At 44.6% G+C, this 20,563-nt stretch carries 34 protein-coding genes and 1 pseudogene; 4 read left to right on the top strand and 31 right to left on the bottom strand.

Annotated features, from left to right (window positions below):
* Positions 1-3: 3 nt before the first annotated feature.
* The 25 genes and pseudogenes from BLQ79_RS03275 to BLQ79_RS03155 all read right to left on the bottom strand — a co-directional run bounded on the left by BLQ79_RS03275 (position 4) and on the right by BLQ79_RS03155 (position 14,101).
* Complete coding sequence (locus BLQ79_RS03275; RefSeq protein WP_091363832.1) at positions 4-570, bottom strand: phage scaffolding protein; 567 nt, start codon at positions 568-570, stop codon at positions 4-6.
* A gap of 137 nt (positions 571-707) precedes the next feature.
* The gene (locus BLQ79_RS03270) at positions 708-896 is read right to left on the bottom strand and encodes a lyase family protein (protein WP_143270060.1); all 189 of its coding nucleotides are present in this window, start codon (positions 894-896) and stop codon (positions 708-710) included.
* Complete coding sequence (locus BLQ79_RS03265; protein ID WP_159427828.1) at positions 877-2,364, bottom strand: minor capsid protein; 1,488 nt, start codon at positions 2,362-2,364, stop codon at positions 877-879. The genes BLQ79_RS03270 and BLQ79_RS03265 overlap by 20 nt, the downstream gene beginning before the upstream one ends.
* Positions 2,365-2,465: 101 nt before the next feature.
* Positions 2,466-3,941: a phage portal protein gene (locus tag BLQ79_RS03260; protein ID WP_091363826.1), complete on the bottom strand. Its 1,476-nt coding sequence runs from the start codon at positions 3,939-3,941 to the stop codon at positions 2,466-2,468.
* A 12-nt stretch (positions 3,942-3,953) separates the two neighbouring features.
* Positions 3,954-4,796 (bottom strand): annotated as a pseudogene (locus tag BLQ79_RS08485) (PBSX family phage terminase large subunit); the annotation flags it as partial.
* 270 nt (positions 4,797-5,066) lie between these two features.
* Complete coding sequence (locus tag BLQ79_RS03250; RefSeq protein ID WP_234944906.1) at positions 5,067-5,477, bottom strand: phage terminase large subunit; 411 nt, start codon at positions 5,475-5,477, stop codon at positions 5,067-5,069.
* Positions 5,470-5,934 carry a terminase small subunit gene (locus BLQ79_RS03245; RefSeq protein WP_159427827.1) on the bottom strand — a complete coding sequence of 155 codons (465 nt, stop codon included), beginning with the start codon at positions 5,932-5,934 and terminating at the stop codon, positions 5,470-5,472. Before BLQ79_RS03245 ends, BLQ79_RS03250 begins: the two co-directional genes overlap by 8 nt.
* 178 nt (positions 5,935-6,112) lie before the next feature.
* Positions 6,113-6,577 (bottom strand): hypothetical protein, encoded by a 465-nt coding sequence (locus BLQ79_RS03240; protein ID WP_091363817.1) that lies wholly within the window; start codon positions 6,575-6,577, stop codon positions 6,113-6,115.
* A 1-nt stretch (position 6,578) separates the two neighbouring features.
* Positions 6,579-6,746: a hypothetical protein gene (locus tag BLQ79_RS08245; RefSeq protein ID WP_159427826.1), complete on the bottom strand. Its 168-nt coding sequence runs from the start codon at positions 6,744-6,746 to the stop codon at positions 6,579-6,581.
* Positions 6,739-6,921, bottom strand: a complete 183-nt coding sequence (locus tag BLQ79_RS03235) for a hypothetical protein (protein WP_091363815.1) — start codon at positions 6,919-6,921, stop codon at positions 6,739-6,741. Before BLQ79_RS03235 ends, BLQ79_RS08245 begins: the two co-directional genes overlap by 8 nt.
* Before the next feature lie 181 nt (positions 6,922-7,102).
* The gene (locus BLQ79_RS03225) at positions 7,103-7,366 is read right to left on the bottom strand and encodes a RusA family crossover junction endodeoxyribonuclease (RefSeq protein ID WP_143270057.1); all 264 of its coding nucleotides are present in this window, start codon (positions 7,364-7,366) and stop codon (positions 7,103-7,105) included.
* Positions 7,367-7,457: 91 nt separating this feature from the next.
* On the bottom strand, positions 7,458-7,856 hold the full coding sequence (locus tag BLQ79_RS03220) for a hypothetical protein (RefSeq protein ID WP_143270055.1): 399 nt from the start codon (positions 7,854-7,856) through the stop codon (positions 7,458-7,460).
* Complete coding sequence (locus BLQ79_RS03215; RefSeq protein ID WP_091363809.1) at positions 7,849-8,247, bottom strand: hypothetical protein; 399 nt, start codon at positions 8,245-8,247, stop codon at positions 7,849-7,851. Before BLQ79_RS03215 ends, BLQ79_RS03220 begins: the two co-directional genes overlap by 8 nt.
* Before the next feature lie 18 nt (positions 8,248-8,265).
* The gene (locus BLQ79_RS03210; RefSeq protein WP_091363807.1) at positions 8,266-8,562 is read right to left on the bottom strand and encodes an HU family DNA-binding protein; all 297 of its coding nucleotides are present in this window, start codon (positions 8,560-8,562) and stop codon (positions 8,266-8,268) included.
* Positions 8,563-8,604: 42 nt separating this feature from the next.
* Complete coding sequence (locus tag BLQ79_RS03205; protein WP_091363806.1) at positions 8,605-8,904, bottom strand: hypothetical protein; 300 nt, start codon at positions 8,902-8,904, stop codon at positions 8,605-8,607.
* Positions 8,901-9,152, bottom strand: a complete 252-nt coding sequence (locus BLQ79_RS03200; protein ID WP_091363804.1) for a hypothetical protein — start codon at positions 9,150-9,152, stop codon at positions 8,901-8,903. Before BLQ79_RS03200 ends, BLQ79_RS03205 begins: the two co-directional genes overlap by 4 nt.
* A gap of 12 nt (positions 9,153-9,164) precedes the next feature.
* A complete protein-coding gene (locus tag BLQ79_RS03195) occupies positions 9,165-9,587 on the bottom strand; it encodes a single-stranded DNA-binding protein (protein ID WP_091363802.1) in 423 nt (140 codons plus the stop codon).
* Positions 9,584-9,841 (bottom strand): hypothetical protein, encoded by a 258-nt coding sequence (locus BLQ79_RS03190; protein WP_091363801.1) that lies wholly within the window; start codon positions 9,839-9,841, stop codon positions 9,584-9,586. The genes BLQ79_RS03195 and BLQ79_RS03190 overlap by 4 nt, the downstream gene beginning before the upstream one ends.
* Positions 9,838-10,365 (bottom strand): hypothetical protein, encoded by a 528-nt coding sequence (locus BLQ79_RS03185; RefSeq protein WP_091363799.1) that lies wholly within the window; start codon positions 10,363-10,365, stop codon positions 9,838-9,840. Before BLQ79_RS03185 ends, BLQ79_RS03190 begins: the two co-directional genes overlap by 4 nt.
* Complete coding sequence (locus BLQ79_RS03180; protein WP_091363797.1) at positions 10,319-11,131, bottom strand: helix-turn-helix domain-containing protein; 813 nt, start codon at positions 11,129-11,131, stop codon at positions 10,319-10,321. Before BLQ79_RS03180 ends, BLQ79_RS03185 begins: the two co-directional genes overlap by 47 nt.
* Before the next feature lie 62 nt (positions 11,132-11,193).
* Entirely contained in the window at positions 11,194-11,466 is a 273-nt protein-coding gene (locus BLQ79_RS03175) for a hypothetical protein (protein ID WP_091363795.1), read from the bottom strand.
* Positions 11,463-12,293 carry a recombinase RecT gene (locus tag BLQ79_RS03170; protein ID WP_091363793.1) on the bottom strand — a complete coding sequence of 277 codons (831 nt, stop codon included), beginning with the start codon at positions 12,291-12,293 and terminating at the stop codon, positions 11,463-11,465. Before BLQ79_RS03170 ends, BLQ79_RS03175 begins: the two co-directional genes overlap by 4 nt.
* A gap of 167 nt (positions 12,294-12,460) precedes the next feature.
* Positions 12,461-13,426 carry a YqaJ viral recombinase family nuclease gene (locus BLQ79_RS03165; RefSeq protein ID WP_091363791.1) on the bottom strand — a complete coding sequence of 322 codons (966 nt, stop codon included), beginning with the start codon at positions 13,424-13,426 and terminating at the stop codon, positions 12,461-12,463.
* Between the two features lie 70 nt (positions 13,427-13,496).
* Complete coding sequence (locus tag BLQ79_RS03160; RefSeq protein WP_091363789.1) at positions 13,497-13,820, bottom strand: hypothetical protein; 324 nt, start codon at positions 13,818-13,820, stop codon at positions 13,497-13,499.
* Positions 13,817-14,101: a LysM peptidoglycan-binding domain-containing protein gene (locus tag BLQ79_RS03155; protein WP_143270053.1), complete on the bottom strand. Its 285-nt coding sequence runs from the start codon at positions 14,099-14,101 to the stop codon at positions 13,817-13,819. Before BLQ79_RS03155 ends, BLQ79_RS03160 begins: the two co-directional genes overlap by 4 nt.
* 78 nt (positions 14,102-14,179) lie before the next feature.
* On the opposite strand from BLQ79_RS03155, the gene BLQ79_RS03150 reads away from it, so the two are divergent.
* Positions 14,180-14,548, top strand: coding sequence for a DUF2513 domain-containing protein (locus BLQ79_RS03150; RefSeq protein ID WP_091363784.1), 369 nt, complete (start codon positions 14,180-14,182; stop codon positions 14,546-14,548).
* On the opposite strand, the gene BLQ79_RS03145 is transcribed toward BLQ79_RS03150, so the two are convergent.
* The 6 genes from BLQ79_RS03145 to BLQ79_RS03120 form a co-directional block, all read right to left on the bottom strand.
* On the bottom strand, positions 14,502-14,741 hold the full coding sequence (locus tag BLQ79_RS03145; protein WP_091363782.1) for a hypothetical protein: 240 nt from the start codon (positions 14,739-14,741) through the stop codon (positions 14,502-14,504). The genes BLQ79_RS03150 and BLQ79_RS03145 overlap by 47 nt on opposite strands.
* Before the next feature lie 147 nt (positions 14,742-14,888).
* The gene (locus tag BLQ79_RS03140) at positions 14,889-15,152 is read right to left on the bottom strand and encodes a helix-turn-helix domain-containing protein (RefSeq protein WP_200779818.1); all 264 of its coding nucleotides are present in this window, start codon (positions 15,150-15,152) and stop codon (positions 14,889-14,891) included.
* A gap of 438 nt (positions 15,153-15,590) precedes the next feature.
* A complete protein-coding gene (locus BLQ79_RS03135; RefSeq protein ID WP_091363778.1) occupies positions 15,591-15,887 on the bottom strand; it encodes a hypothetical protein in 297 nt (98 codons plus the stop codon).
* 51 nt (positions 15,888-15,938) lie between these two features.
* Positions 15,939-16,151 carry a helix-turn-helix domain-containing protein gene (locus tag BLQ79_RS03130; RefSeq protein ID WP_091363776.1) on the bottom strand — a complete coding sequence of 71 codons (213 nt, stop codon included), beginning with the start codon at positions 16,149-16,151 and terminating at the stop codon, positions 15,939-15,941.
* 400 nt (positions 16,152-16,551) lie between these two features.
* A complete protein-coding gene (locus BLQ79_RS03125; protein ID WP_091363773.1) occupies positions 16,552-17,319 on the bottom strand; it encodes a phage antirepressor in 768 nt (255 codons plus the stop codon).
* A 16-nt stretch (positions 17,320-17,335) separates the two neighbouring features.
* Positions 17,336-17,557, bottom strand: a complete 222-nt coding sequence (locus BLQ79_RS03120; RefSeq protein ID WP_200779817.1) for a hypothetical protein — start codon at positions 17,555-17,557, stop codon at positions 17,336-17,338.
* Positions 17,558-17,711: 154 nt separating this feature from the next.
* On the opposite strand from BLQ79_RS03120, the gene BLQ79_RS03115 reads away from it, so the two are divergent.
* From BLQ79_RS03115 to BLQ79_RS03105, 3 genes are all read left to right on the top strand, one after another.
* The gene (locus BLQ79_RS03115) at positions 17,712-18,335 is read left to right on the top strand and encodes a LexA family protein (RefSeq protein WP_091363767.1); all 624 of its coding nucleotides are present in this window, start codon (positions 17,712-17,714) and stop codon (positions 18,333-18,335) included.
* A gap of 155 nt (positions 18,336-18,490) precedes the next feature.
* Positions 18,491-19,168 carry an NYN domain-containing protein gene (locus tag BLQ79_RS03110; protein ID WP_091363765.1) on the top strand — a complete coding sequence of 226 codons (678 nt, stop codon included), beginning with the start codon at positions 18,491-18,493 and terminating at the stop codon, positions 19,166-19,168.
* Positions 19,169-19,381: 213 nt separating this feature from the next.
* Positions 19,382-20,452, top strand: coding sequence for a tyrosine-type recombinase/integrase (locus BLQ79_RS03105; protein ID WP_091363762.1), 1,071 nt, complete (start codon positions 19,382-19,384; stop codon positions 20,450-20,452).
* The last annotated feature ends 111 nt before the right edge of the window (positions 20,453-20,563 follow it).

Raw genomic sequence — 20,563 nt, 5'->3', positions numbered from 1 at the left:
TCATTAAAAGCCGTCTAAAGCCTTACCAAACTGACTAGCTACTGTATCTGTAGCGCTTGCTGTCGGTGCATCCCCGGATTCTCCCGGATGGATGCCATTGGCAGCGGTCTGTGCTGGGCCATTATCAAACAAGTAGCCATCGCTCTTCTTGAGCCCTTCCACCTGTTCAGCTAATCCTGTGAGCTTGCCATCATCATCAAGCTTTACATTATCCATACTGAGCAGAGCCTTAACAGCCTTAATATTCTTTGCTTTTGCTCCAGACAATTCCGTTTCTACAGCGAAATCAAGCTTCATCTTTGACATCTGGTCCTTGTATTCCTTTTCTCTTGTCTTAGCAGCCTGCTTCATAGTTTCAAGTTCTTTAGACAACGCATCATTATCTGTATTGTTCTTCTTTAATGTGTCTAATTCTTTGTTCCGTGCCTCCATTTCTGCCTTAGCATGCTTCAATTCTTCCAGTTTGGCGTTAAACTGCGACTTAGCTACATAATTCTTGCCATAGTCCGCAGTTACCTTGGCAATCTGGTCATCATTAAGCCCCAATGCTTTCAATTCGTCTTTTGTCATAATATCCTCCTGTTACGCTTAATTTTCGTGAGCCACACCTCACGTTTCCGGTCTTGTCGTTTATCGCCTGACAATGCTAAAGCGGCAATAAAAAAGCACTCCATTAAGAGTGCTTAAAAATCAAGTTAATCTATCAATTATTTTTTTATTTCAAACTGTTTTAGCTCCTCATCGGTTAGCTGGCTTGGATCAATTCCCTTTTTCTTGCAGTAGGCATCCAGTTTATGTAAGTTCCAAGGGAATGGTTTTTGGTCGGGAATAACTAATGGAAAAATATCGTCTAGTGTGTATAGACCCTCTATATACTCATCCTTTTCGTTTCCCATAATACACATTCACCAGCCTTTCTGCATAAGTAGAATCAATATACATCTTTTGACTATTGCCAATTTGTAAAGCGCCAAGTGTTTTTTTGTAATACTCGACCAGACCTGATTTAGCATAAAAATGGACAAACCCACCATACTCATCTTCAAAACTGCGTTTACATGCATATGCAAATAAATGTGGCCCAACACCTTCATAAGTTTTACTCTTAAAGTTCTTATGGTGTTTATTATTCCAGGGCGCTGACTCTACCGCATCGACAAAATAAGACAAATTTTCTCGGTCCTGTTTCAATGAAATAAGTCCCTGTACTCTTTCGTCGCCATCTGCTTTCAGCGCATATACCTGCATATCCGGCTTTTGCGAAGCCTTATACCAATCAAATTCCCAGTCAGAAAACTGTCCTTTCTCAATGGTTATAGGCTCAATTGTAGTATTGACGGTTTTCCCATCTTTCATCCGAACCAGGCAGGGAGTAACCGCATCTATCTCTATATCTATTTTACCATTATTTTGCCCTATAAGATACTTCTTTTCCCATTGAGAATAGGTCATCCCCCCTGTTTGACTGCCCTTCCCTGTTGATGGGTCCCTCATCCATCTGTCTGAATCATCATCCTCAAAATACGGTACAAGCGTACACCGGCAATTCGGATGTATAGGCGGAGCAGTGATTCCGGGTGCCACGTCTTTTAGGGTAAACACCTGTCCATCCAAGGCCCCACATGTATCGCAGGTATGCGCTTCCAATGTGGCTAAGTATTGTACTTTATCCACATCCATGCTCTTAAAACTATCTACATCCGCAAGGCTCTGTGCATATGTACATTCAGTGTTTACCAGGCGGAGTGCCTGATATTCTCCGGTGCCCATTTTCTTAGCAAGCCGTTTCCCTGCCTCTGTTGGACTTTTACCCTGAAGCAGTACACGTGTTAATTCTCCCTGCAATTCCCCGGCCAGTTTCTCTCTACTATCCCAGATCCGGGAGGACCATGCCTTCCCGTCAGATGACCACGGCTGTTTGAGTACTGTGTTTAATTGCCTCTCAGGTATTTTGGAGAAATCAGAGAATTTTCCTTCATTCCGCTGCCTGAGATACTCATTATGATATCTCTCATTTGTGTACGTATCCCGAATAGCTGCTGAAGTAGTGTCTGCCGTCTGATGATAAATCTCATACAGCCTGTTTCGCATTTGAAGCTGTATCTGCTGCAGCCTCGTTAAATGAACTCTTGCACTTGCAGCCTGTAATTCTTTTGTCCATTTGCCATCGTTATTTGCTTTAGCCTTTCGCTCGAACTCTTTCAGATCCATACGTAAAGCTTTCATGCTGCGCGAATCTAATGTTTTGCGAGCATCGGCTAAATCCATGCCCTGCTCACTGCTAAACCGCAAATACCATGACTCAATGTCCTTCTTTACATCATTAATTGACCGCTGCCAGGCATCAGCCAATTCGGCTGTCATTACGTCTATCCTCTGATGCTGCATCTCCGAAAGCTTCAGTGCCCGGTTCGTCCAGTATTTTCTTGAACGTGAGCGTTTATTCTTTGTACTTCGCTTCATAGTTAGTCCTCAGCAGCATCATTCTGATTGGCGTCATTTTGCAGGAAGGCATTATGATAAGGGTTCATTGATTCAGCTTCTTCTTGCTTCTGCTTCTTCAATCTTTCCAATTCTGCAGCCGTATCTTCTGTCCATGGGTGGTGCGCAATGATTGTTTCATCAGAGAGAATACCCACAGAGTTCTTGCAGTTTGCGATTTCCTCAGACTGATTGGTAAGCATGTCACGATTAAATATGAACTGTACCGGACCAGTTGGTGCAATGTGTTTAATATTAGCCAGATACGTATTCACGAACCATAAGAGCTTTTCCAAGCTAGCCTGAAATTCACTTTCCATGTCGTCTGCATCCAGATCTATATCTGAATACGCAGACTGAATGTTCATCTGGTTAGCCTGGCCAGAAGTGAAACGCTCGTCCTTCGCATCAAACCCTCGGCCATTTTCGATAATTGCCTTTTTCAAGAGTTTCTGCACCAATTCGTAATTATCAGGGTTAACCTCAATGTGAAGAGCTTCGACCCCGCCCTTGGCATAATCATCTCTGCGGATCTTAACGCATCCGTATGTCATGAGATTCTGCCTGAACTGGTCTAGGTTCTCCCCGTCATAGTTATACAGGACAAGGATGGTAGAGCGGATATCCTCGGAAAGATTATCGAGTAAAGAACTCATAAGCTGGTTAAGTGCATCCTGCAAGCATTTAACTCTGCGTATCAACGGATGCTCCGTATCATTAGAACGAAACGGTACCAAAGGTATCTTATCCCAGTTCATCGGCCTGCCTTCAATAGTCATATAAGCAGAATCGGTCATAGAATTGTCAGGAATAAGACGACCTTTATCGTAAATGTAATATCTAACACCATCCCTGGTATAGTATTCAGCCTTAGTGATTACCTTTGGTGTCCGCCCTTCATACACCGTTACCTGATAAAGGCGGATAGCTGCGTCAAGTTCTTCGTGCTCATCATCATGCCAGAATGGTAATACCTGATATCCCGGAATGTACTTAATTTTTAACTCGCCAGTTTCAGAAATATATGGTAACTGCCATGAAATACCGCAGTTTAACGCATTCTTGCCGGTCTTCTTGAGCTTCTTTAAATAGTGGAAATTGAATATATCATCCAATGCCCGCTCATAGGCACTGTCCTTCCCTTCTGTCTTCAGCTCAATTGGTTTAGCCAGCAGATAGTTGGCTTTCTGGTCTACCAGCTTCGCATACTGGTTATCCATAACTTTATAGTTGACCAGATTCTCTACTGCCTGCTTTTTACCGCCTACCCCAATCATGGTTCTCTGTTTGTCTTCTATATCCTGATGATCATCATAGTAAGCGCAGCCGGTTAGCATATCTTTCCTTGCCGGGCCCTCCATCCATCGACGGATTTCTTCTTCCAGAAATTCTATTTCCGTCATGCCAGAGCGGCTGCCTCTCCGGATTATGTCATTCCATATAGCACCCAAGCCAAACATGTAATCCTCCAGTTAATTAAATGAAAAACCATCTTCCTGAACAGCATCCATGATTCCGTATCTCATGGCGTCCATCAGATGGTTGTTATAGTCCACAGGCTTATTAATCAGCACGCCTGTCTTATTGTCTGCCCCCCATTGATACGTCGATATTTCCGTTAAGAAGTTGACGCACCGAGGATGAACAATGATATGAAAATCCTGAATTCTCTGAATCCCGTTGTTGATACTATCCTTCCCTTTTCTGGAAGAATGTATTCTTCCAATGCCAGCTTCACGCAGTTCTGCAATGGACTTTGGTTCAGCAGCATCGGCAATAATTCTTTCTTTGCTATAGCCTCGCTTTATAAGGAGTTTAGCTATGTTTTGATTGGTCAAACCCCGTTCATAGATTTCATCGAATACATAAATCATCCGGCTGCCTTTATCCACAAGACCGCAAAAAAGGGCCGTCGGGTCATTGGTGTAACCGAAGTCTAGGCCAAACGCAGAACGGATGCCTGGGAGCGCTCTGACCTCATCAATATTGAACGACTTTTCTTCCCAGTTATCATAAACAAGGCCTTCAACAACACCCCAATCTCCTAATCCTGCTACCCGGTAACGTTTCGGATTCTTCTTCATCGCCTCGAACAATGCCAGGTCAGATGGCGACAGGAACTCATTACACATGTAGTTCGTTGTCATTGCCAGGGTATTATCATCCGGAGTATCGAAGAACCGTTTTTTTAACCAGTGCCTGTCGCTCCATGGATTAAAAGTTATCGTTACCTGAGTAAAAAGGCCCTCAGGGAGAAGTCCTCGTATAGATTCATCTAACCTGTCAAAGTCAGTTTCCCTCGCTATTTCATAGGCTTCCTCGCCAAATGTTACGGGTAAACCGCTTCCGTTTACCCTCTAAGTGTTTCCACCTAGAGCAGACTATATCTTTACATCTCATGCGAGATGCACTCCCCGTTTCGGGCTTGCTTAAGCCCTACTCTACTAACTAAAAAGGACGCTCTTTCGAGTGCCCTTTCTGCGTTCGATAGTCGTTGAACGTTCTATTTGACATTTTTTTGTCAAATAGCTTCGCTGCTGATTGTCCTCGTCTTTACGTTAGGATGTCCCAGCAATTAGAGAAGTTTAATGTGACCCGGTAATGTTAAGCCACATCCAGCAGAGGACTCCTTTCGGCACGGAAATGGATGTAATCTTTAACGGATCATCAAGCCCCGCGAAAAGAATCCTTTGCCCCGTCGGTAAAAATGTTATCTCCATCGGGCTCCGTGTAGCTTTCCAGTAACGTCCGACATGCAGACGCTCAATGGCCCATCGTAAGTCAGAAAAGCAGGAATTCTGCAAGGTTCTGGCCACTTTACGTACAACCAGAAGGTTGGCCGCGGGATATTTCATCATGTTATAGATGTACCAGAGTGCCGTTGTCTTGCTCTTCTTGCTTGCACGGCTGCCTTTAACCACGCGATACCTTCCGCGCCACCTCCAAAACGTCCCGTATCCGCCACCGACAATATCTGGTACGTTTACTTTAATCACGGATAGTGTCACCCCCTTCCAGAATAACCGGCCCTTCATCAATATTTTCAATCGCTGCAGAGTCCAAACCGTAGCGTTTAGCCAATTGTTTGGCAGCATCCAGACGATCACGCCCTGATAAGTGCTTTGTCATCACTCTGGCCTCGCTGAGCCCTTCTCCAACGCTCTCAACAACGATAACTTCTTCCTCCGTCTCGCCTCTCATGGCGGAGGTAAGAAACTGCATCACTTCTTTTGCATCCGCAACGCGCTCTGACTCCAGTTCTTTCAATCTGCTATCGATAGCTGCTTTTAAGTACGGTTTAAATTGGGATTCTTGGGGATTAATCCATTTAGAAGCGCACGGAATACTTCCCTCACCATATCCGGCTCTTCGTGCAGCCTCGGAGGCGTTCCCGGTTGCGATATAGAAATCAATAAACCTTTCCTGCTTTTCAGTTAACCCTTTGCGGCTCACATAATCACCACCATCCCCTTTTACTGCAATAAAAAAGGACCCTTGTAAGGTCCCATTTCATAATTTATGGCGACGGGTTTGTACGCTGCCCGTCAAAACGTTTAAGGAGGTCAATCACGAGATTCCGCTTCCCGTCATTCCCACAATACCATTTTAGCACAGGTAAAATTATTTTTTACTACTGTCTTTTGTTCTCGCATGAATCCCCCAAAACTACGACGTCGCCTGTCAGCATGCGGAGTTCCTGCAAACCCATGCCGTGATAAAAATAGACCCGTGACACGGAGTAGCTCATAGTCCGGGCTATATCTTCCCACTCCCTGCAGTTCAAATAATGCTCCATAAGCACTACCCGCTCTTCATAGGAAGTCAGCCGGTTAATGAGCTCTATAGCTATCTTCTTGCGCTCCAGCACCTCTGCCATAGCCTTCAGGATCTTTTCGCTCAAGCGGTCACGTTCGGCGTAAATCTGCAGGAGCTTGTCAGACAGGTCAGACTGGGCGGAAGAGTCAACTTTAACGTCGTCATAGGCCATGGCCTTGGGTGAGGCTATATCCTCCAGAAGTTTTTCCTTTGTCGTCTTGAGCGTCCGGAGATATACCCCCTGCTTATATACGTCCTTCAAAAAATCCTTTACTGTCATGTCAAAGCTCCCAATCGTCGTCAGTATCCCGGTAAATGTCCGGATGATAGCTTGGCTCTTCAAGTTCCTTTTCTTTTTCGCGGATTACGGAAGGCCTACCCACAAACACGCTCATGATCATACATACCAGAAATCCACCGCTGAACGCCCCTAAAATGTACTCAATCACTATCCTGTTCCTCCTTCAGCACGTTCTCCATGGCATCCAGGCAGCCCATGGCCTTGCCATACTCAAGCATCTCGATATTTCCTTCTTCATCCAGATAGGCCTGCTTTACAAAAGCCAGGTATTCACGCACGCCGTTAATCTTCTTCATAAAAAACTGTTTATTTTCTGCTGTCATTTTCTCCTCCTGAGCTGAAGGGCATAAGCCTTTACAAATATCCGCGTTCTGGCGTTCCTTCTCCAACTGAGAGGTTTACAGCCCCACTGCTGGATGAACTTCTGAACTAGTCGATTTATCATTTTTTCGTGTTTCATATATTCGACGATATTTCGTTTAAGCCGTTTATTCCGTACTCTTCTCATTCGTCCGCCTCCTCTATCTCGACAACGGTGTAGTAGCTCTTGTCCTCGCTCTGGAACCGCTCGGGTTTTAGATGTACATATCTTGGGCTGTCGTTTTTGATGATTCCTGCTACCTGCAGGGAATCCAGTATGACCTTGCAGGCACCTGACAGGACGTTGTCATCATCTCGTCGGTAGCTTCCTTCATAGCAATGAATCGCTATGTTGACATGTTCCTGGTATCGCTTGCCCTTGGCCTGCGCTTTAAAGATCCATGCCAATTTGTTGGTCAATCTCTTTTTAAATCTGGCCCCAACGTATCGATTCGTTCTGCCCTTGTCTACCAACTCGTTGAGTGATGGGAGTTTACCTTCATAAATTAGCTTCATGCAGTTCTACCCCTCTGACATTCTCCACCTCGAAAAAATCAAGCTTGTACTCAGGATGCTTCCTAATCCATCGGTTAAAAGTCCGCTGCATCATCTGTCCGAGTTCGTCAAAATCGTCCTCTGCTACATCATCCAGCCAGTCTACCGCCTCATCGGATGGTGCTTCCCAGTCCGCCTGCTGCTGTACTAGATTCAGCAGCTCTTCTGCAAAGCCGCTTACGTCTGGCCTCCATGGGCTGACTTCTCCGGTATAGAAGTAATTGTTCCCTGAACCTAACTCAGCTAATTCGCGTTTGCCATTCCATTCCGCTTCAAATCGATTCCTGAATCCATCATTGAACATCCCGCTGTCAGTGAACCAGCAAAAATTCCTTCTAGTCATCTGTTGCCCCTTCATTCGCCACTTCCCTCATCTGACCTGGCAGCTTCTCCAAGGGCAGGTACTGTGGAGTTTCCAGCACCTTTGAATCATCGGACCAAATATATCGCATGTACAGCATGATAACCGCATAGACGGCGATGTCCTCGAGGCTATCCTCAACGGTCTTCCCTTCTATGCCGTGAGTTTCAATGTAGGCGATGTGCTTCCTGACATAGTCTTTCGCCATCTCGTACATGTCTGGCATTTCACCCCTGCCATATTTCAGATTAGCTCCTGCGCGGAAGTTGGCCAACTCATCCTGAGATGTCTGACCCTTATACTGATCATGTTTCTTTTTAAATTTATCGGAAAGTTCTTTAAACTTGTTTATTACAAAGTCTGTAAAGTACATTGCTACCCCTCCTTCTACTTAGTCTTTCGGCTTTACTGACATATAGAGATCGAGTATTTTAGATGGTTTGAAGGTCACCGTTCTCTTGGCAGGGATCATGATGGTTGCGCCTGTTACCGGGTGATGTCCTTTTCGCGCCTTTCGTGTTACAGGTTTTAACGTTCCAAATTCAAAGAGGCTTACGTATTTATCGTGCTGAAGCTGCACTCTCATTTCATCAATCAATGCATAAATAACTTTTCTGGCCTGCTTCTGTGTTGTGTGCGCCTTCATGGCGGTTCCTTCGACTAGTTCCTTCACGGTTGTTCTTTCCATGTTTTACATCCTCCTGATTTTTTGCTGTATATTTTCGCTACTTCATAATATTTTGTCGCCTGAATATAGCCTTTCAATTTCTTTTTCATATTCTGTAAAGCACTCATTAAATACCTTTATCTGCTCTTTGCTAGCGTTGTTGTCAATCAAATATTTTTCTATCTTCTTACGCTCTTCTGGCAAGTTATTTAAATAATTACCTGGGAAAGAATCAATATCCGCCTGCATAATCCTTGCTAATCTTCCCGCCGGTGAATTTTCCCTTATATAATTGTCATGCATGAAATTGCTAAACATATATATCGTTGTTGCCGCCAAACTCATATACAGGTTGTTATTCATTTTCCTGCCCCCTCAAATACTGCATTGTGAAAGTCTTCTCTACGTTTAAAATCGTCTATCAATCCACGCTGACTGCGTAAGACGTCTGTTACAAGCTTGGCTGCGTCTTCCAGTTTATCCACTGCTTCATCACTACTTTCTACATCAATCTCGTAAAGTGCTATGTCTATCATTCGAGACATTTCAACCATTTTACTCTCTACGTCTTGAATTAAGTTCATCTGTGCGCCTGAATCCATGCTTATCATGGTTACACCTCCTTAAAATGGAATCGGTTCATTGGCAACGGTGTTTGTAACCTCTGGCTGAGCCGGTGTTTCCTCCTGGCTTACCGTGCCAAACTGCATAAAACTATTCAGATCGGATACTCTGGCAGCAGGGATAATTGACTTGCCAATAAAGTCAGCTGTGACTTCTGTTATATATCGGATCTGCCCGTCCTTAGCAGTGTATTTTCTGGTGCCAAGGCGTCCGCTGACGAATACGTCATCGCCCTGCTTTAAAAAGTTACCAACGGCTTCCGCTGTCCGGCCCCAGGCGACTACATTAATCCAGTCCGTGAGTTTTTGACCGTTATACTCCCTGTCACAAGCCACGCTGAAATTAGCCACCGATGTCCCCTTGCTGGTTGCCCGAATCTGCGGGTCCCTGCCCAGCCGTCCTCTGCAAATTACCTGATTCATGATTTACCTCCCGTTTCGCCAGCATATGGCGTATATAAAAGTGGTTGATCAAACTTGATTTCATCGTTATCCTCAAAAAGTTTGTATATCTGGCCAATCATGGCCGTGGCATTTCCCAATGTCATGGCATTAATGGTTATGAAGCCATTCTGCCCATCGTCGATATTTATATACATCCCTACTTGCTGGATACGACAGACTTGAATTTTTGACTTCTGCCCGGTATTGCTGTCAGTAAAATTAACCCATTTCATGCCTTACCACTCTCCAGAGCTTTACTGCCGGCCATGTTTTTAACAAGGTTCTGAACCTTGCCATCTTTAAGCAAGTTATCGTTCCGCTTCTGCATCCTGCCAGACTCTGCTACAGACTTATATATGTCGCGGAATTGTGCCCGAAGGATAGCTTCATCGTCGATTGGCGAGCAGCATATAGATTTCCATCCGATTCTTTTGACCGTCTCAGTCAGTACCGGGTCTTTAAAATGCGGCTCTCTGGCATATCCATAATGTGCGATTGCCTGTTTAAGCTCGCCCCATGCTCTGGAGTAATCTGACTCCTGGACTCCGCTTGCACTGTGATAGATGCACTCAGCCTCTGCCCTTATCTCGGCTACCGTCGGCGGGAATTTCGATGTGTAGATAAGCGACCTCACCGCCTTTTCGAGCAGAGAAGCAGGGATATCTGCTAAAAAGCGATCGTAAACCGCTGCCTGCTCTGCCGTGAATCCTTTAAAAAGGGAAGTCAGCAGCATTAAAATCTTCTGGTTCGCTGTCATCAATACCTCTCCTTCTGTTAATTTCTTCAAACATCTTTGCTGTTTCTTCCATCTTGCTGGTAAATGCTGCCTGTTTCTTTACTGGAAAAAATCCCTGCCATGAGTTCATAACTGACTGATTGACTATCTCAATCATCATTCTTTCGTTTCCGTTGGTCATTTCATGAAGCTTTTTGAGGTTCAGGTTCAATGCCCTCTCAGTGAGTGGCTTCCTTAATTTCTTCCTCATGTCTGCCCAGTCCGTTAATGCGGTTTTAAGTTCGTCATTTGAACCGGCAAAAGTTGAAATCTCGCTATATATATTTCTTACCTTCTTACCTTCTTTACTTTCTTGTGGTACTTTCTTTCTTATTGTTGTGTCCTTTTTTGGCTTTGGTGTGTCATGGGTGTGTCCTCGGCGTGTCTTTTTTGTGTCACTTGGTGTGTCACCTGAACCACGTAACCCTTGATATTTGCCCCAATTTACTACAGAAATGAGCATCCCTTGGTGTGTCACTTTGCGTGTCAAAAAGTTGACCGATTCAAACCTGTCTAACGCCGTTCTTACAACTCGCTGTGTCACCCCTGCCATATCGGCCAGTTTTCGGATGGATGTGAACATTTCCCCAGGCCCGATAGTGAACTCTTTTCCCAGTACATCCCACAGTATGGAATCCCACCTGACATGAAGCAGGATGGTGATTAAGACCACTTTCTGGTTGGCTGTACTGCACGTCCAGACCGGACTGTCTGCGAGGGACCTCCATAGCCGGATGTACCCTTCCATTTCATCACCTCCAGAGATAGCCAGAAGGGCTGAATCGTTCAGCCCCGGCTACCTGAAAATACTCAATTTTCTTTTACTGCCTTATTTTCTTTTACTGACTTGTCGATATCTGTCATACGGCATAAGATGTCCAGCAGTGTGACTTCCGGGGCTACCTCTTCTTTGTCTGAGTGCATGAGTATGCAACGAATAGCCATCTCTCTCAGGAATCCATGGGTTGTGCTACGCCCGGCCATGGTAAACTTCCCGCTTTCGTTGTCGTAGAGGCACAGTATCACGTCGGAGTACTTGTCCTCGAGCTTTGTTACCAGACTTTTGATTTTATTATCTTTCATTTCTTTATTTCTCCTGTCTCCATGTCAACGCCTGCGGGGACCGTATCTTCTGACGCCTCAGCATCGATGGTGATGGTCTCGTCCGGTTCATCTGTCATATTCTCTGCAATGTGGGACTTAATCGTTTCGTCGGACGCCACGGCCCTGACAAAGTCCGTCTTAATTGGCGCATACTTCAAGCACTTCTTGATGACTGTCTTTTTCGCCATTTCGTCAAAGTACTTGCTCCACGGAGAGTAAGAGGAACCGTATGCCTGACTTGTTCTTTTGGCATGGTTGATGATGTCTTCCTTGCTCATCACCTCGAACCCATACCCGCCATTGACCATGTGGAAAACGGCATAATAAAGAATGACTTCCCCGCGGTTTGTTTTAGCCGGAATGTGCTTCAGTTTCGGTTCAAGTCCGAACTCGTATTCAAACACATCGTTCTCATATACTTCATGTGCCTGAATATCTTTAATCTCGCCGGAACGATAGGCTAAATCAATCAAGCCTTTGTACCCAAGCTGGAACTGGCATTCCTGACGGCCATGATTTCTGTACGGAATCAGATACGCCTGGCCGATTGGAGTGTTAGGCTCCAACCCGAGTTGCGCAGACTGCATCATCGCACCGAGAAAACTCTGCGGGGTGCATTCCTGAAGGGTTGGATTACTGGAAAGAGCGGTGAAAACCATCCTGGTGAATCTTTCCGGAGTAATCACAGATGGGAGCGCCTTCTTGATTTCCGGCTCCATACTGCGGATTAATCCTTTCAGACTGGTATCTTTCTGCTGTGCTGCTACCTGAGCTGTCCGTTTAGCTAAACCACCTTTAGTGTTCATAATTGTGACCTCCTTGGTTAAACCCTGATGTAATTTCAACAATGCTGGAGACGTCCGCCCTGTACTCAAGACAGTGCCTCCTGATATAACTGTTTGCTGATTCATAGCTATGAAATTTCCGTACCGCATGGCTTCGCGAACGACAATTTCAATGTTCAGCATGACTTTTACCGGATCCGCAAAATACGGGAAGCCTCTGCAATGGAAATAAGATTCTTTGACTTAAGCATTTCGTAGATATCGGCGTTGCCTTTCTTGATTTTCGAAAGGCTCACTGTTTCCCTGGGCTTTCCGGCCTTCCAGGTAATCTTGTGGTTGGCAGTAACCGCACGTTCTGCAGTGCCCATGGCATCCATAAGCTGATTTTTCCTAAATTGAATGTTTTCCCTCAGCTTGTTGATGGTTTCCGTGTCCTGATTTATCTCATCAATCAGCTTGTCGTATTTATCTTCCAGCGGGATTTCTATACCCTTGCTATCGTGATATTTTTCGCGGAGGGCAGCAGCGCAGCTTTCTGACCCGTCAAGAGCGGGCGGTGTGCGTAACTGCACATGGTTCCAGAAATCCTTTTCCACCTCTACTAAAACATTGATGTCATCTTCGTTTCGGTCGATTTTCTTCCAGATGGCTTCGTTCCCGCCCAGCAGAACTGCGATGTACCAGGCATCTGCGCCAGTGACTGCCATGTAGTGCAGGCACTGACAATAGTAGGAATCAGGAACATCATCATCCTGCCATTTCTTGTACTGGCTGACGCCTGCCGTCTTGATTTCAAGCCCTGCATTTTCGCCGACTACCACACGATCAACGTTAGCCAGCATAAATGGGTGTGCCCGGCTCCGAAGGGTGCCAAGCTTCCTCACCTTCTTCCCTGTGTCTTCCTGGAACCAGTCGGCAATATTCGCTTCATTCTTATGTCCCCAATAAATGTACTGGTTTCCTGACAAGTCAGGTGCTTCCGCCTGCCCCGTTTTTTCGAGCCAGAGCTGGTATGGGGATTTGTATGGATTCAAACCCACAATGACGGAGGCGTCACTTCCTCCAATGCCCGCGTTGCGGGTCTCTAACCACTTTGCGTGGTCCTTTTCTGCTTCATGGCAGGATAAAATCAAATCACAGCCTCTGTATGCCATTACTTTCCTCCTGTGGTAAAATGAATCGGGAAATCTTTTTCCGTCTTTGGCCTTTGACGTGTGCTAGACGTCAGAGGCCTTTTCTCTTTGCCTCTTTGATAGGGCAATCCCTTGGTGTGGTACGTGGGAGCTTTCCATCCGGCTGCATGCGGTTGTAATTCATCGCCGCACAGGTGTAAATCGGATGTCCGTTTTCCATGGCGTATTTGCTTGTGCCCCCCATGCTTTTAGTCTTATGGCAAAACAGGCAGTTCCGGCACCGCAGAATCTTCATCTCCGGGATCTTGGGGCAAAGCCCAAGGCCACCATCATCAAAAGCAAGGCGCTGGCGCTTGCCAGCCATGGGGCAGATGCTTTCAAACCGGCATTTTTCGCAGTCCGTAGATGTTTTCATGCTTTTCCACCTCCTTTCATAGGCTTCACATGGATCACAATCAGCTGCCCGGGCTGAAGGTGCGCAGGATCCTTGATGTGGTTTTCCTGCATGGTCCGGTACACAAGCTCCTCCATGCAGTCCTCATCACTGGCCACCTTGGCGCAGAGGCTCCAAATGGTGTCTCCTGCCTCTGCCTCCGTCCGGTACTCAATGAGCTCCGCCGGCGGCTCATAAGCATAAGTCCCGGCCGCAATGGCAACAGGAATGGCAATGACTGCAAGAATCTTTTTCCATTTCATACGCATCTTATTTCACCTGTCCTTTCATCAGATTTTCTCTATCCCTTGATATAATGTCTTTAGGGAGGAGGTGATATTATGAAACGTAACCTTGATTTGATTAGAAATATGCTTTTACTTATTGAGGCAAACGATAAACCTTCCGGCATGGATAGCAGCGCCTTTACCGGCTTGAATCCGGACAGTGACATCATCGACTATCATTTATACCTTTTGGCGGATTCCGGTTATATTGATTACTTGGAGGTCAATACAATCGGACATTTTTATCCGCAAATTATAGTGAATTGGATGACCAATGCTGGATGTGATTATCTGGATGCTGTCCGGTCTGCCTCTATTTGGGAAACTACGAAGGATAAACTGTCAGCAGTTGGCGGTCAGGCTTCGTTGGATATCGTTAAGGCTGTTGCTGAACATCTTGCATTGTCTGTTCTTGGAATTTAGCCTCTTCAATAATCAGCCGGTCCAATTTCTCAGAAATCTTCTGATACTTTTCTTGGAGGTCTCCTTCGGCTGTCCTGGCCGTGTCTGTGAGTTCTTTCGAAATCTGCAGAAGCATTTTTACTCTTCCCTGGCTGACTTTCCTCCTTAACAGAGCCCTTGTATTGGGCTCTTTTTTTACTTCATTTGTTTTCATGATTTCGCATTTCCTTTCAGAAATTCGTTAATGAGTTACAGCGCACTATCATAAGCAATGACTTCGCCGTGGGACTGGCTCCGCTAGATGATGGATTTGGAAGTATCACCGGAATCGGCAAGTTCCTTCTGGCGGCGCCGTTCCAATTCATGTTGAATGCTCTGCAGCTGCCAAATCGTCCTCTTTTTCATTTGAATCACTTCCTTTCTTCGCTTCAGGGCGGATAATAATTTCGAGCCCTAATACTTTGCATATTTGATATAACTTGTTGAATCCCGGACTATGTTTGCCCAGTTCAAATTTGGCAATCATTTCTCTGGAAATGCCTGCATCCTTGGCTAACGTGTACTGAGAAACTCCCAATTCCTTTCGCCTTCTTTTGATTGTTAACACAATATCTTGTTCATTCATTTGCATTCACTACCTTATCTTGTGTAATATTTTTGACTATTCATATTAAAGTGTGTACAATATCCATAGAGGCGTCTTATGTATGTCTTCGGACATGCAAATCTCTATTCGCCTTTAGGAAAGGAGTTGGTTCAATGTTTGGGCCAATTTTTGACCGAAGCCAGTGCCACTCAGCATTGATGCAAGTTGCGGCTTAATGCAACGGCAATCCTGACTGCCTAAGTGAGATGCACTCCCAGAGAAGCATGGATTGACACCCATGTGCTCTTTGATGCCTGAAATTATGTGACCTAGGCGCATTTTGGATGGCGGAGAGGAACTGCAGGGGTCTGGCAATAAAACAGGCAAACAGCGGAATGTCAAAACCGTTGTCTGGTTAAAAGGGTATGGAGGCTTCTTCCATATCCTTTTTTCATTGCCACACTCCATTTCATGCGCTTATCCCACATCCTTCATGAAGTCCACTAGCGGGCTCCAGACGTTATGCAGCGTTGCTTTCAATGCGCTGTTTTCCTTCTCAAGTTCTGCAATGTAGCTTTTAAGTTTCCGCTGCTCGATTAATGACAGCTCTTCTGGAGATGCCTCTTCAATCTTTAAAATCTGGTTAGCTGAGAATCTGACGCCTGGAAGTTTTCTGGATGGCTTCAATGTGCCATCGCAGATCATCTGATTAATTGACGACTCACTGCATTTCCACCTCTTCGCCAGTTCTTTCTTGGTAAAAAATGCATCCATGGTTATTCTCCTTTCTTAAAAAGCTTTAAGCCTTAATACCGCTTTTTTTGTTCATTTCTTTTCGCTCTCCTTTTTGAGTTCTATCTCAATTCCCATTGCTCCCATAAGTACGATGAACGTAGTTAAATTTGGAGTACGGTTCCCACGTTCTATCTTTGCTATTGCTTCTCTTGATATTCCTGACTTCTTGGCTAGGCGATACTGCGTCCACCCTTTAGCCATCCTTTCGTTCACCATTTCACCTATAAGCTCTTTAGCGTTCATTTGTTATTTCCTTTCTGTATACAAAAGTTGACTATCCCAAAAAGCTAATGTTATAATTTTTTTAGAAATGTCATCATTCCTTATCCAGGGGTGAAATTATTGACATTTCGGAAGGAGAAACTATGCTTTTGGCAAAGTTTTTGCTTCTTGCTTGTGCTCTCTAAGCGTGGATACTGGTTGCGGCATTAAGCAACGGCAGTGACTCCCTGCCTAAGTGAAACGGAACCTAACAGAAGCGGATTAGCAACCCGTCTTTTTTCCAGTGAAAGCTGTGGTCTCTAGATGCATCGCCACAGTGGAAACTGATTAAAGTGCAAGGTTAGAGCTAAACAAGGAGCATGTGTTCAGGACTGCTAATCCTGTGCACATGGTTCAAAGGCCTGTTAACCCAGGCCTTTTTTCATGCCTCCTTCAAAAACTTATTGATGAAAAACTGCTGACCTCGACCTGTCACCTTGGTTGTTTTAGTGACAATGTTCGCCCCGCTGCCATTGATGTAGGTCCCTTCCTTAACCCGGAAAAGCCCCATATCCATAGCTCTCTGTGTCGGCATGTTGTAGCTTGCGCCCTTCTGCTTGATAAGGTACCCGTGGTCTCTCATCCACTGGAAAAGGCGTCTCTGCCCGATGTTCACGCCGTTGCCTCTCAGAATCTTTGCCAGATCTCCGATGAGAATCGACGAATGGGAAGCGCTCACCGCCTCGGCGAAGATTACCTTCGGGCGGTTGGCCTCGTTCAGGGCTTCGGCCTGCTTCCTGGCTTCCCGTTCTTCCTTCAGCTGGGTTGCCAGCTTAATGATGGTGTCGGGGTTCGTGAGAATCTCTTCCACCTTCTGCTCGGTAAGGTACGCCCCATGCTTACGAATGGCCGGGAGTACTTCCGAGGTTACCCAGCGCTTGAACTTCTTTGCAGTCGGGAGCTTGCTGGAAAGAATCAGACTGTAAAGGCCGGATTCGTTGATGACCGTCATTGTCTGGGTTCCTCCAGGGGTCTGTATTTCACCGACCCCTTTATCTTCGCTATCTACATGTGTGCGGATTGCATCTGCGGTTCTCTGATACCCAAGAATTTCAGCCACATCCTTACCCACAAACCAAGGCTCAGAATTAATAACAGAAATTCTGATTTTCCCAAATTGTGGATTTTCAAAAACTTTTATTTTGTTCACATTCCCTCCTTGTTGATTATTTATCACCTATTTGGCTAAAAAAAATAGAGTCACGCTCTTCATTGGATAAATGCAATATATCCTGAAGTAACATTATTTCTCTGGCCTTGAACTCAGTGATATTATTAATCTTTTTCCAGAGTGTTTCTCGAGCAATTCCCAGTTTATAGGCAATTGTATCATGTGATATTCCTGCCCTAAGAATCGCTACTTTCAATTCCGTTGTATCGGTCATCATTTCACCTCCTTGTTGATTTTTTATCACATATCCATAATATCACTCAAGTTATTAAAAATCAACAGGTGTTGCAAAAAAAATATTTTATGTTGCCTTTATATCACATTTACCTGTATAATACATATAAAAGATAAAAACTATGAGGTGAATCAAAATGTTCATTGGAAATAACATAAAACGTGCTAGAGAATTAAAGGGGCTTACTCAAGATGAGCTAGCAAAGAGAATGGGTTATAAGTCAAGATCTACTATTGCCAGAATAGAAAATGGAGATAACGATGTTTCTCAGTCTAAATTAAAAAAATTCGCTGAAATATTAGATGTTAGTATAGATTTTCTGCTTGATGATGGAAATAAAAAAATGCAGATTCCCCATTCCCGAGGCATACGCATCCCCATCCTCGGCCGAGTGGTAGCCGGAATCCCGCTCGAAGCCATCACCGATATTGAAGGATACGAAGAAATCACCCCTAAGATGGCGAGTTTAGGCGAATATTTCGCCCTCCGCATAAAGGGCCACTCCATGGAGCCGAGAATCGAAGACGGCGAAATAGTCATTGTGAAACAGCAGGAAGACGTGGAATGCGGAGACGTTGCCATAGTTTTAGTAAACGGCGACGAGGCTACCTGCAAGCAAGTAAAAAAGAGCCCCGAAGGCATTACCCTCATAGGCTTCAATCCAGTCGTTTACCCACCTCATTTCTATTCCAATAAAGAAATCGAAGAACTGCCGGTCAGAGTCATTGGCAGAGTCGTTGAATCGAGAAAGACTTGGTAAAAGTTTAACATTGACAAATCAGCCAAGGGAATATATCATATAAATACACCGAGCAAGGTGCACAAGAAGGTATCTATCCCTTGGCAGTAAGCTTCTCTATTTGTCCTGAGAAAGCCGAACCCAAGGGATTTTTTTATTATTCTAAGGAGCTAAATATGGAAAATGTGGCAGTTTTAGTTGATGGGGCTTTTTTTATAAAGAGAGCGTTGCATATTTTTGGCCCGCTAGAGCCAAATGACTTAGCTGATAAGCTCTGGAAATATGCAGAAAAACACACTCATTATGGTAAAAGCAAGAGCCACAAAAACAGACTTTACCGCATTTTCTTTTATGATTGTCCTCCTTTACAAAATAAGGTTTTTGATCCATATCATCAAAACCAAATTGATATGGCCAAATCGCCGAAAAGTATATGGAGATTGAACTTCCATTCTGCGTTAAAGCAAAAGCGTAAAGTTGCTCTGCGGCTCGGGCATATAGATGATGTCAATATTTCATGGCGCGTCAGTTACCGTAAAATTAAACAATTGTGTGCTGGCACTATTCAATGGAATGATTTGACTCCTGATGATTTTTCTATGGACGTTAAGCAAAAGGGCGTTGATATGCGGATAGGCATCGACATCACATCATTAGCCTTGAAAAAGCAAGTGTCGCAAATAGTTTTAATCTCTGGCGATAGTGATTTTGTTCCGGCTGCTAAGTTTGCAAGGCGAGAAGGAATTGACTTTATACTGGACCCTATGTGGGCACCTATCAAAGATGACCTTTATGAACATATCGATGGGCTGCAGTCTACATTCCCCAAACCAAAATATATAAAAAATAATTAAAACTTTATTTTCCATATGCAGCCTACTTTCAACCTACTTTCAACCTATTTTCAACTTACTTGCAATTTAAAAGGCCCTGCACATGCTGCTAACATGCACAGGGCCGCTGCCAGATACTGCTAATATCTGGCTTGTAATCACCCACGTTATTCAGTTATTTTTATAGGTCGATTACGCCTTAATTATAGCATAATCGACCGGAAAGGCGTGACTATGGATAACTATACCTTTACCGTGCGCAAAAAAGACAGTGGCTGGCAGATTATTTTATCCTACCGGGATTCCCGTGGGAAATGGCGCCAGATTTCCAAGCAAGGGTTTACAAAAAGGTCTCAGGCTCTGTCTGCCAGTGTAAAAAGAGACTTACTTAGCAAGATGAAAAAAACTGCTAACGTCCCAGAAAACATGAAAGATATAACGCTGGCCGAGTTCTATCAGGTTTTTGCCCAGGAATCCAAGAAGACGTTGACGTATAATACATTGAAAAACTACCGGATAACCATAGACCGAGTTCCATCTCTCGCAAAGAAGCGCATGGTAGATATTACTTACGCAGACGTGGTGCATGCCATTAATTCACTGAACCTGTCCGCCAGCAGCGTAAACCTTTCCATTGCCAAACTCAAAGTGCTTTTTAAATATGCTGCTAATATCTATCACCTGTTCCCGGTCAGCCCAATCCGTGACTTGCCATATGTTAAGGACCGGAAATCTAAAAAGATAACCGCCCTTACCCAGGAAGAGTTCTCTGATCTTCTGGAATGTATGAAAAATGAAAAGGAAGAATATTATGTAATATGCGCTATAGCCGGCTATGCCGGGCTCCGTTTTGGAGAGATTGCAGGTTTAACCAAAGCGGATATAGACTTTTTCGCAGGAGTGATTCACGTCAATAAACAATATGGGATGGTTGCCCGTGGTCTTTATAAAATCAGAGAGCCAAAGACACGGAATAGTTACCGGGACGTTCCTATCCCCCAAGTACTGTTAAATATTCTGATTAATTATCTGGAAGACAGGAGAGCAGTACGAATGTATCGGCGAATTTTCAATGTCCGAGAATCCAGTTATGTGAATTCACGAATTAAGAAATATTATCCTGATTGTTCAGTGCATCAACTCCGACATACATATGCCACTACGCTACTCGCCAATGGTCTGGACGTCAAAACAGTATCGGCCTTAATTGGTGATACTGTGGCCATGGTCATAAAAACATATATTCACTACACGGATGCGATGCGGAAGAAAGCGAAGAAAGATGTGTCCAGAATTTTCGGTTAAAAGTTTTTGACGATTTTTTGACGATTCGATATAAAACCCCGATAATATCGAACAAAATAAGGCCATCTCTGAACTGTACTCCAAGTAATTCAGTATACAGCCAAACGAACA

This window comes from Dialister histaminiformans (assembly GCF_900103425.1).
In the GTDB taxonomy this organism is placed as follows: Bacteria; Bacillota; Negativicutes; order Veillonellales; family Dialisteraceae; genus Allisonella; species Allisonella histaminiformans.
This window is presented reverse-complemented; position numbering and strand designations above follow the sequence as displayed.

Bases quoted from the DNA above. Each gene is read 5' to 3' on its own strand.
- BLQ79_RS03275 (WP_091363832.1), bottom strand. From the start codon at position 570: ATGACAAAAGACGAATTGAAAGCATTGGGGCTTAATGATGACCAGATT.
- BLQ79_RS03270 (WP_143270060.1), bottom strand. From the start codon at position 896: ATGGGAAACGAAAAGGATGAGTATATAGAGGGTCTATACACACTAGAC.
- BLQ79_RS03265 (WP_159427828.1), bottom strand. From the start codon at position 2,364: ATGACAGCCGAATTGGCTGATGCCTGGCAGCGGTCAATTAATGATGTA.
- BLQ79_RS03260 (WP_091363826.1), bottom strand. From the start codon at position 3,941: ATGTTTGGCTTGGGTGCTATATGGAATGACATAATCCGGAGAGGCAGC.
- BLQ79_RS03240 (WP_091363817.1), bottom strand. From the start codon at position 6,577: ATGACAGTAAAGGATTTTTTGAAGGACGTATATAAGCAGGGGGTATAT.
- BLQ79_RS03235 (WP_091363815.1), bottom strand. From the start codon at position 6,921: ATGACAGCAGAAAATAAACAGTTTTTTATGAAGAAGATTAACGGCGTG.
- BLQ79_RS03220 (WP_143270055.1), bottom strand. From the start codon at position 7,856: ATGACTAGAAGGAATTTTTGCTGGTTCACTGACAGCGGGATGTTCAAT.
- BLQ79_RS03215 (WP_091363809.1), bottom strand. From the start codon at position 8,247: ATGTACTTTACAGACTTTGTAATAAACAAGTTTAAAGAACTTTCCGAT.
- BLQ79_RS03210 (WP_091363807.1), bottom strand. From the start codon at position 8,562: ATGGAAAGAACAACCGTGAAGGAACTAGTCGAAGGAACCGCCATGAAG.
- BLQ79_RS03205 (WP_091363806.1), bottom strand. From the start codon at position 8,904: ATGAATAACAACCTGTATATGAGTTTGGCGGCAACAACGATATATATG.
- BLQ79_RS03200 (WP_091363804.1), bottom strand. From the start codon at position 9,152: ATGATAAGCATGGATTCAGGCGCACAGATGAACTTAATTCAAGACGTA.
- BLQ79_RS03195 (WP_091363802.1), bottom strand. From the start codon at position 9,587: ATGAATCAGGTAATTTGCAGAGGACGGCTGGGCAGGGACCCGCAGATT.
- BLQ79_RS03190 (WP_091363801.1), bottom strand. From the start codon at position 9,841: ATGAAATGGGTTAATTTTACTGACAGCAATACCGGGCAGAAGTCAAAA.
- BLQ79_RS03185 (WP_091363799.1), bottom strand. From the start codon at position 10,365: ATGACAGCGAACCAGAAGATTTTAATGCTGCTGACTTCCCTTTTTAAA.
- BLQ79_RS03180 (WP_091363797.1), bottom strand. From the start codon at position 11,131: ATGGAAGGGTACATCCGGCTATGGAGGTCCCTCGCAGACAGTCCGGTC.
- BLQ79_RS03175 (WP_091363795.1), bottom strand. From the start codon at position 11,466: ATGAAAGATAATAAAATCAAAAGTCTGGTAACAAAGCTCGAGGACAAG.
- BLQ79_RS03170 (WP_091363793.1), bottom strand. From the start codon at position 12,293: ATGAACACTAAAGGTGGTTTAGCTAAACGGACAGCTCAGGTAGCAGCA.
- BLQ79_RS03165 (WP_091363791.1), bottom strand. From the start codon at position 13,426: ATGGCATACAGAGGCTGTGATTTGATTTTATCCTGCCATGAAGCAGAA.
- BLQ79_RS03160 (WP_091363789.1), bottom strand. From the start codon at position 13,820: ATGAAAACATCTACGGACTGCGAAAAATGCCGGTTTGAAAGCATCTGC.
- BLQ79_RS03155 (WP_143270053.1), bottom strand. From the start codon at position 14,101: ATGAAATGGAAAAAGATTCTTGCAGTCATTGCCATTCCTGTTGCCATT.
- BLQ79_RS03150 (WP_091363784.1), top strand. From the start codon at position 14,180: ATGAAACGTAACCTTGATTTGATTAGAAATATGCTTTTACTTATTGAG.
- BLQ79_RS03145 (WP_091363782.1), bottom strand. From the start codon at position 14,741: ATGAAAACAAATGAAGTAAAAAAAGAGCCCAATACAAGGGCTCTGTTA.
- BLQ79_RS03140 (WP_200779818.1), bottom strand. From the start codon at position 15,152: ATGAATGAACAAGATATTGTGTTAACAATCAAAAGAAGGCGAAAGGAA.
- BLQ79_RS03135 (WP_091363778.1), bottom strand. From the start codon at position 15,887: ATGGATGCATTTTTTACCAAGAAAGAACTGGCGAAGAGGTGGAAATGC.
- BLQ79_RS03130 (WP_091363776.1), bottom strand. From the start codon at position 16,151: ATGAACGCTAAAGAGCTTATAGGTGAAATGGTGAACGAAAGGATGGCT.
- BLQ79_RS03120 (WP_200779817.1), bottom strand. From the start codon at position 17,557: ATGATGACCGATACAACGGAATTGAAAGTAGCGATTCTTAGGGCAGGA.
- BLQ79_RS03115 (WP_091363767.1), top strand. From the start codon at position 17,712: ATGTTCATTGGAAATAACATAAAACGTGCTAGAGAATTAAAGGGGCTT.
- BLQ79_RS03110 (WP_091363765.1), top strand. From the start codon at position 18,491: ATGGAAAATGTGGCAGTTTTAGTTGATGGGGCTTTTTTTATAAAGAGA.
- BLQ79_RS03105 (WP_091363762.1), top strand. From the start codon at position 19,382: ATGGATAACTATACCTTTACCGTGCGCAAAAAAGACAGTGGCTGGCAG.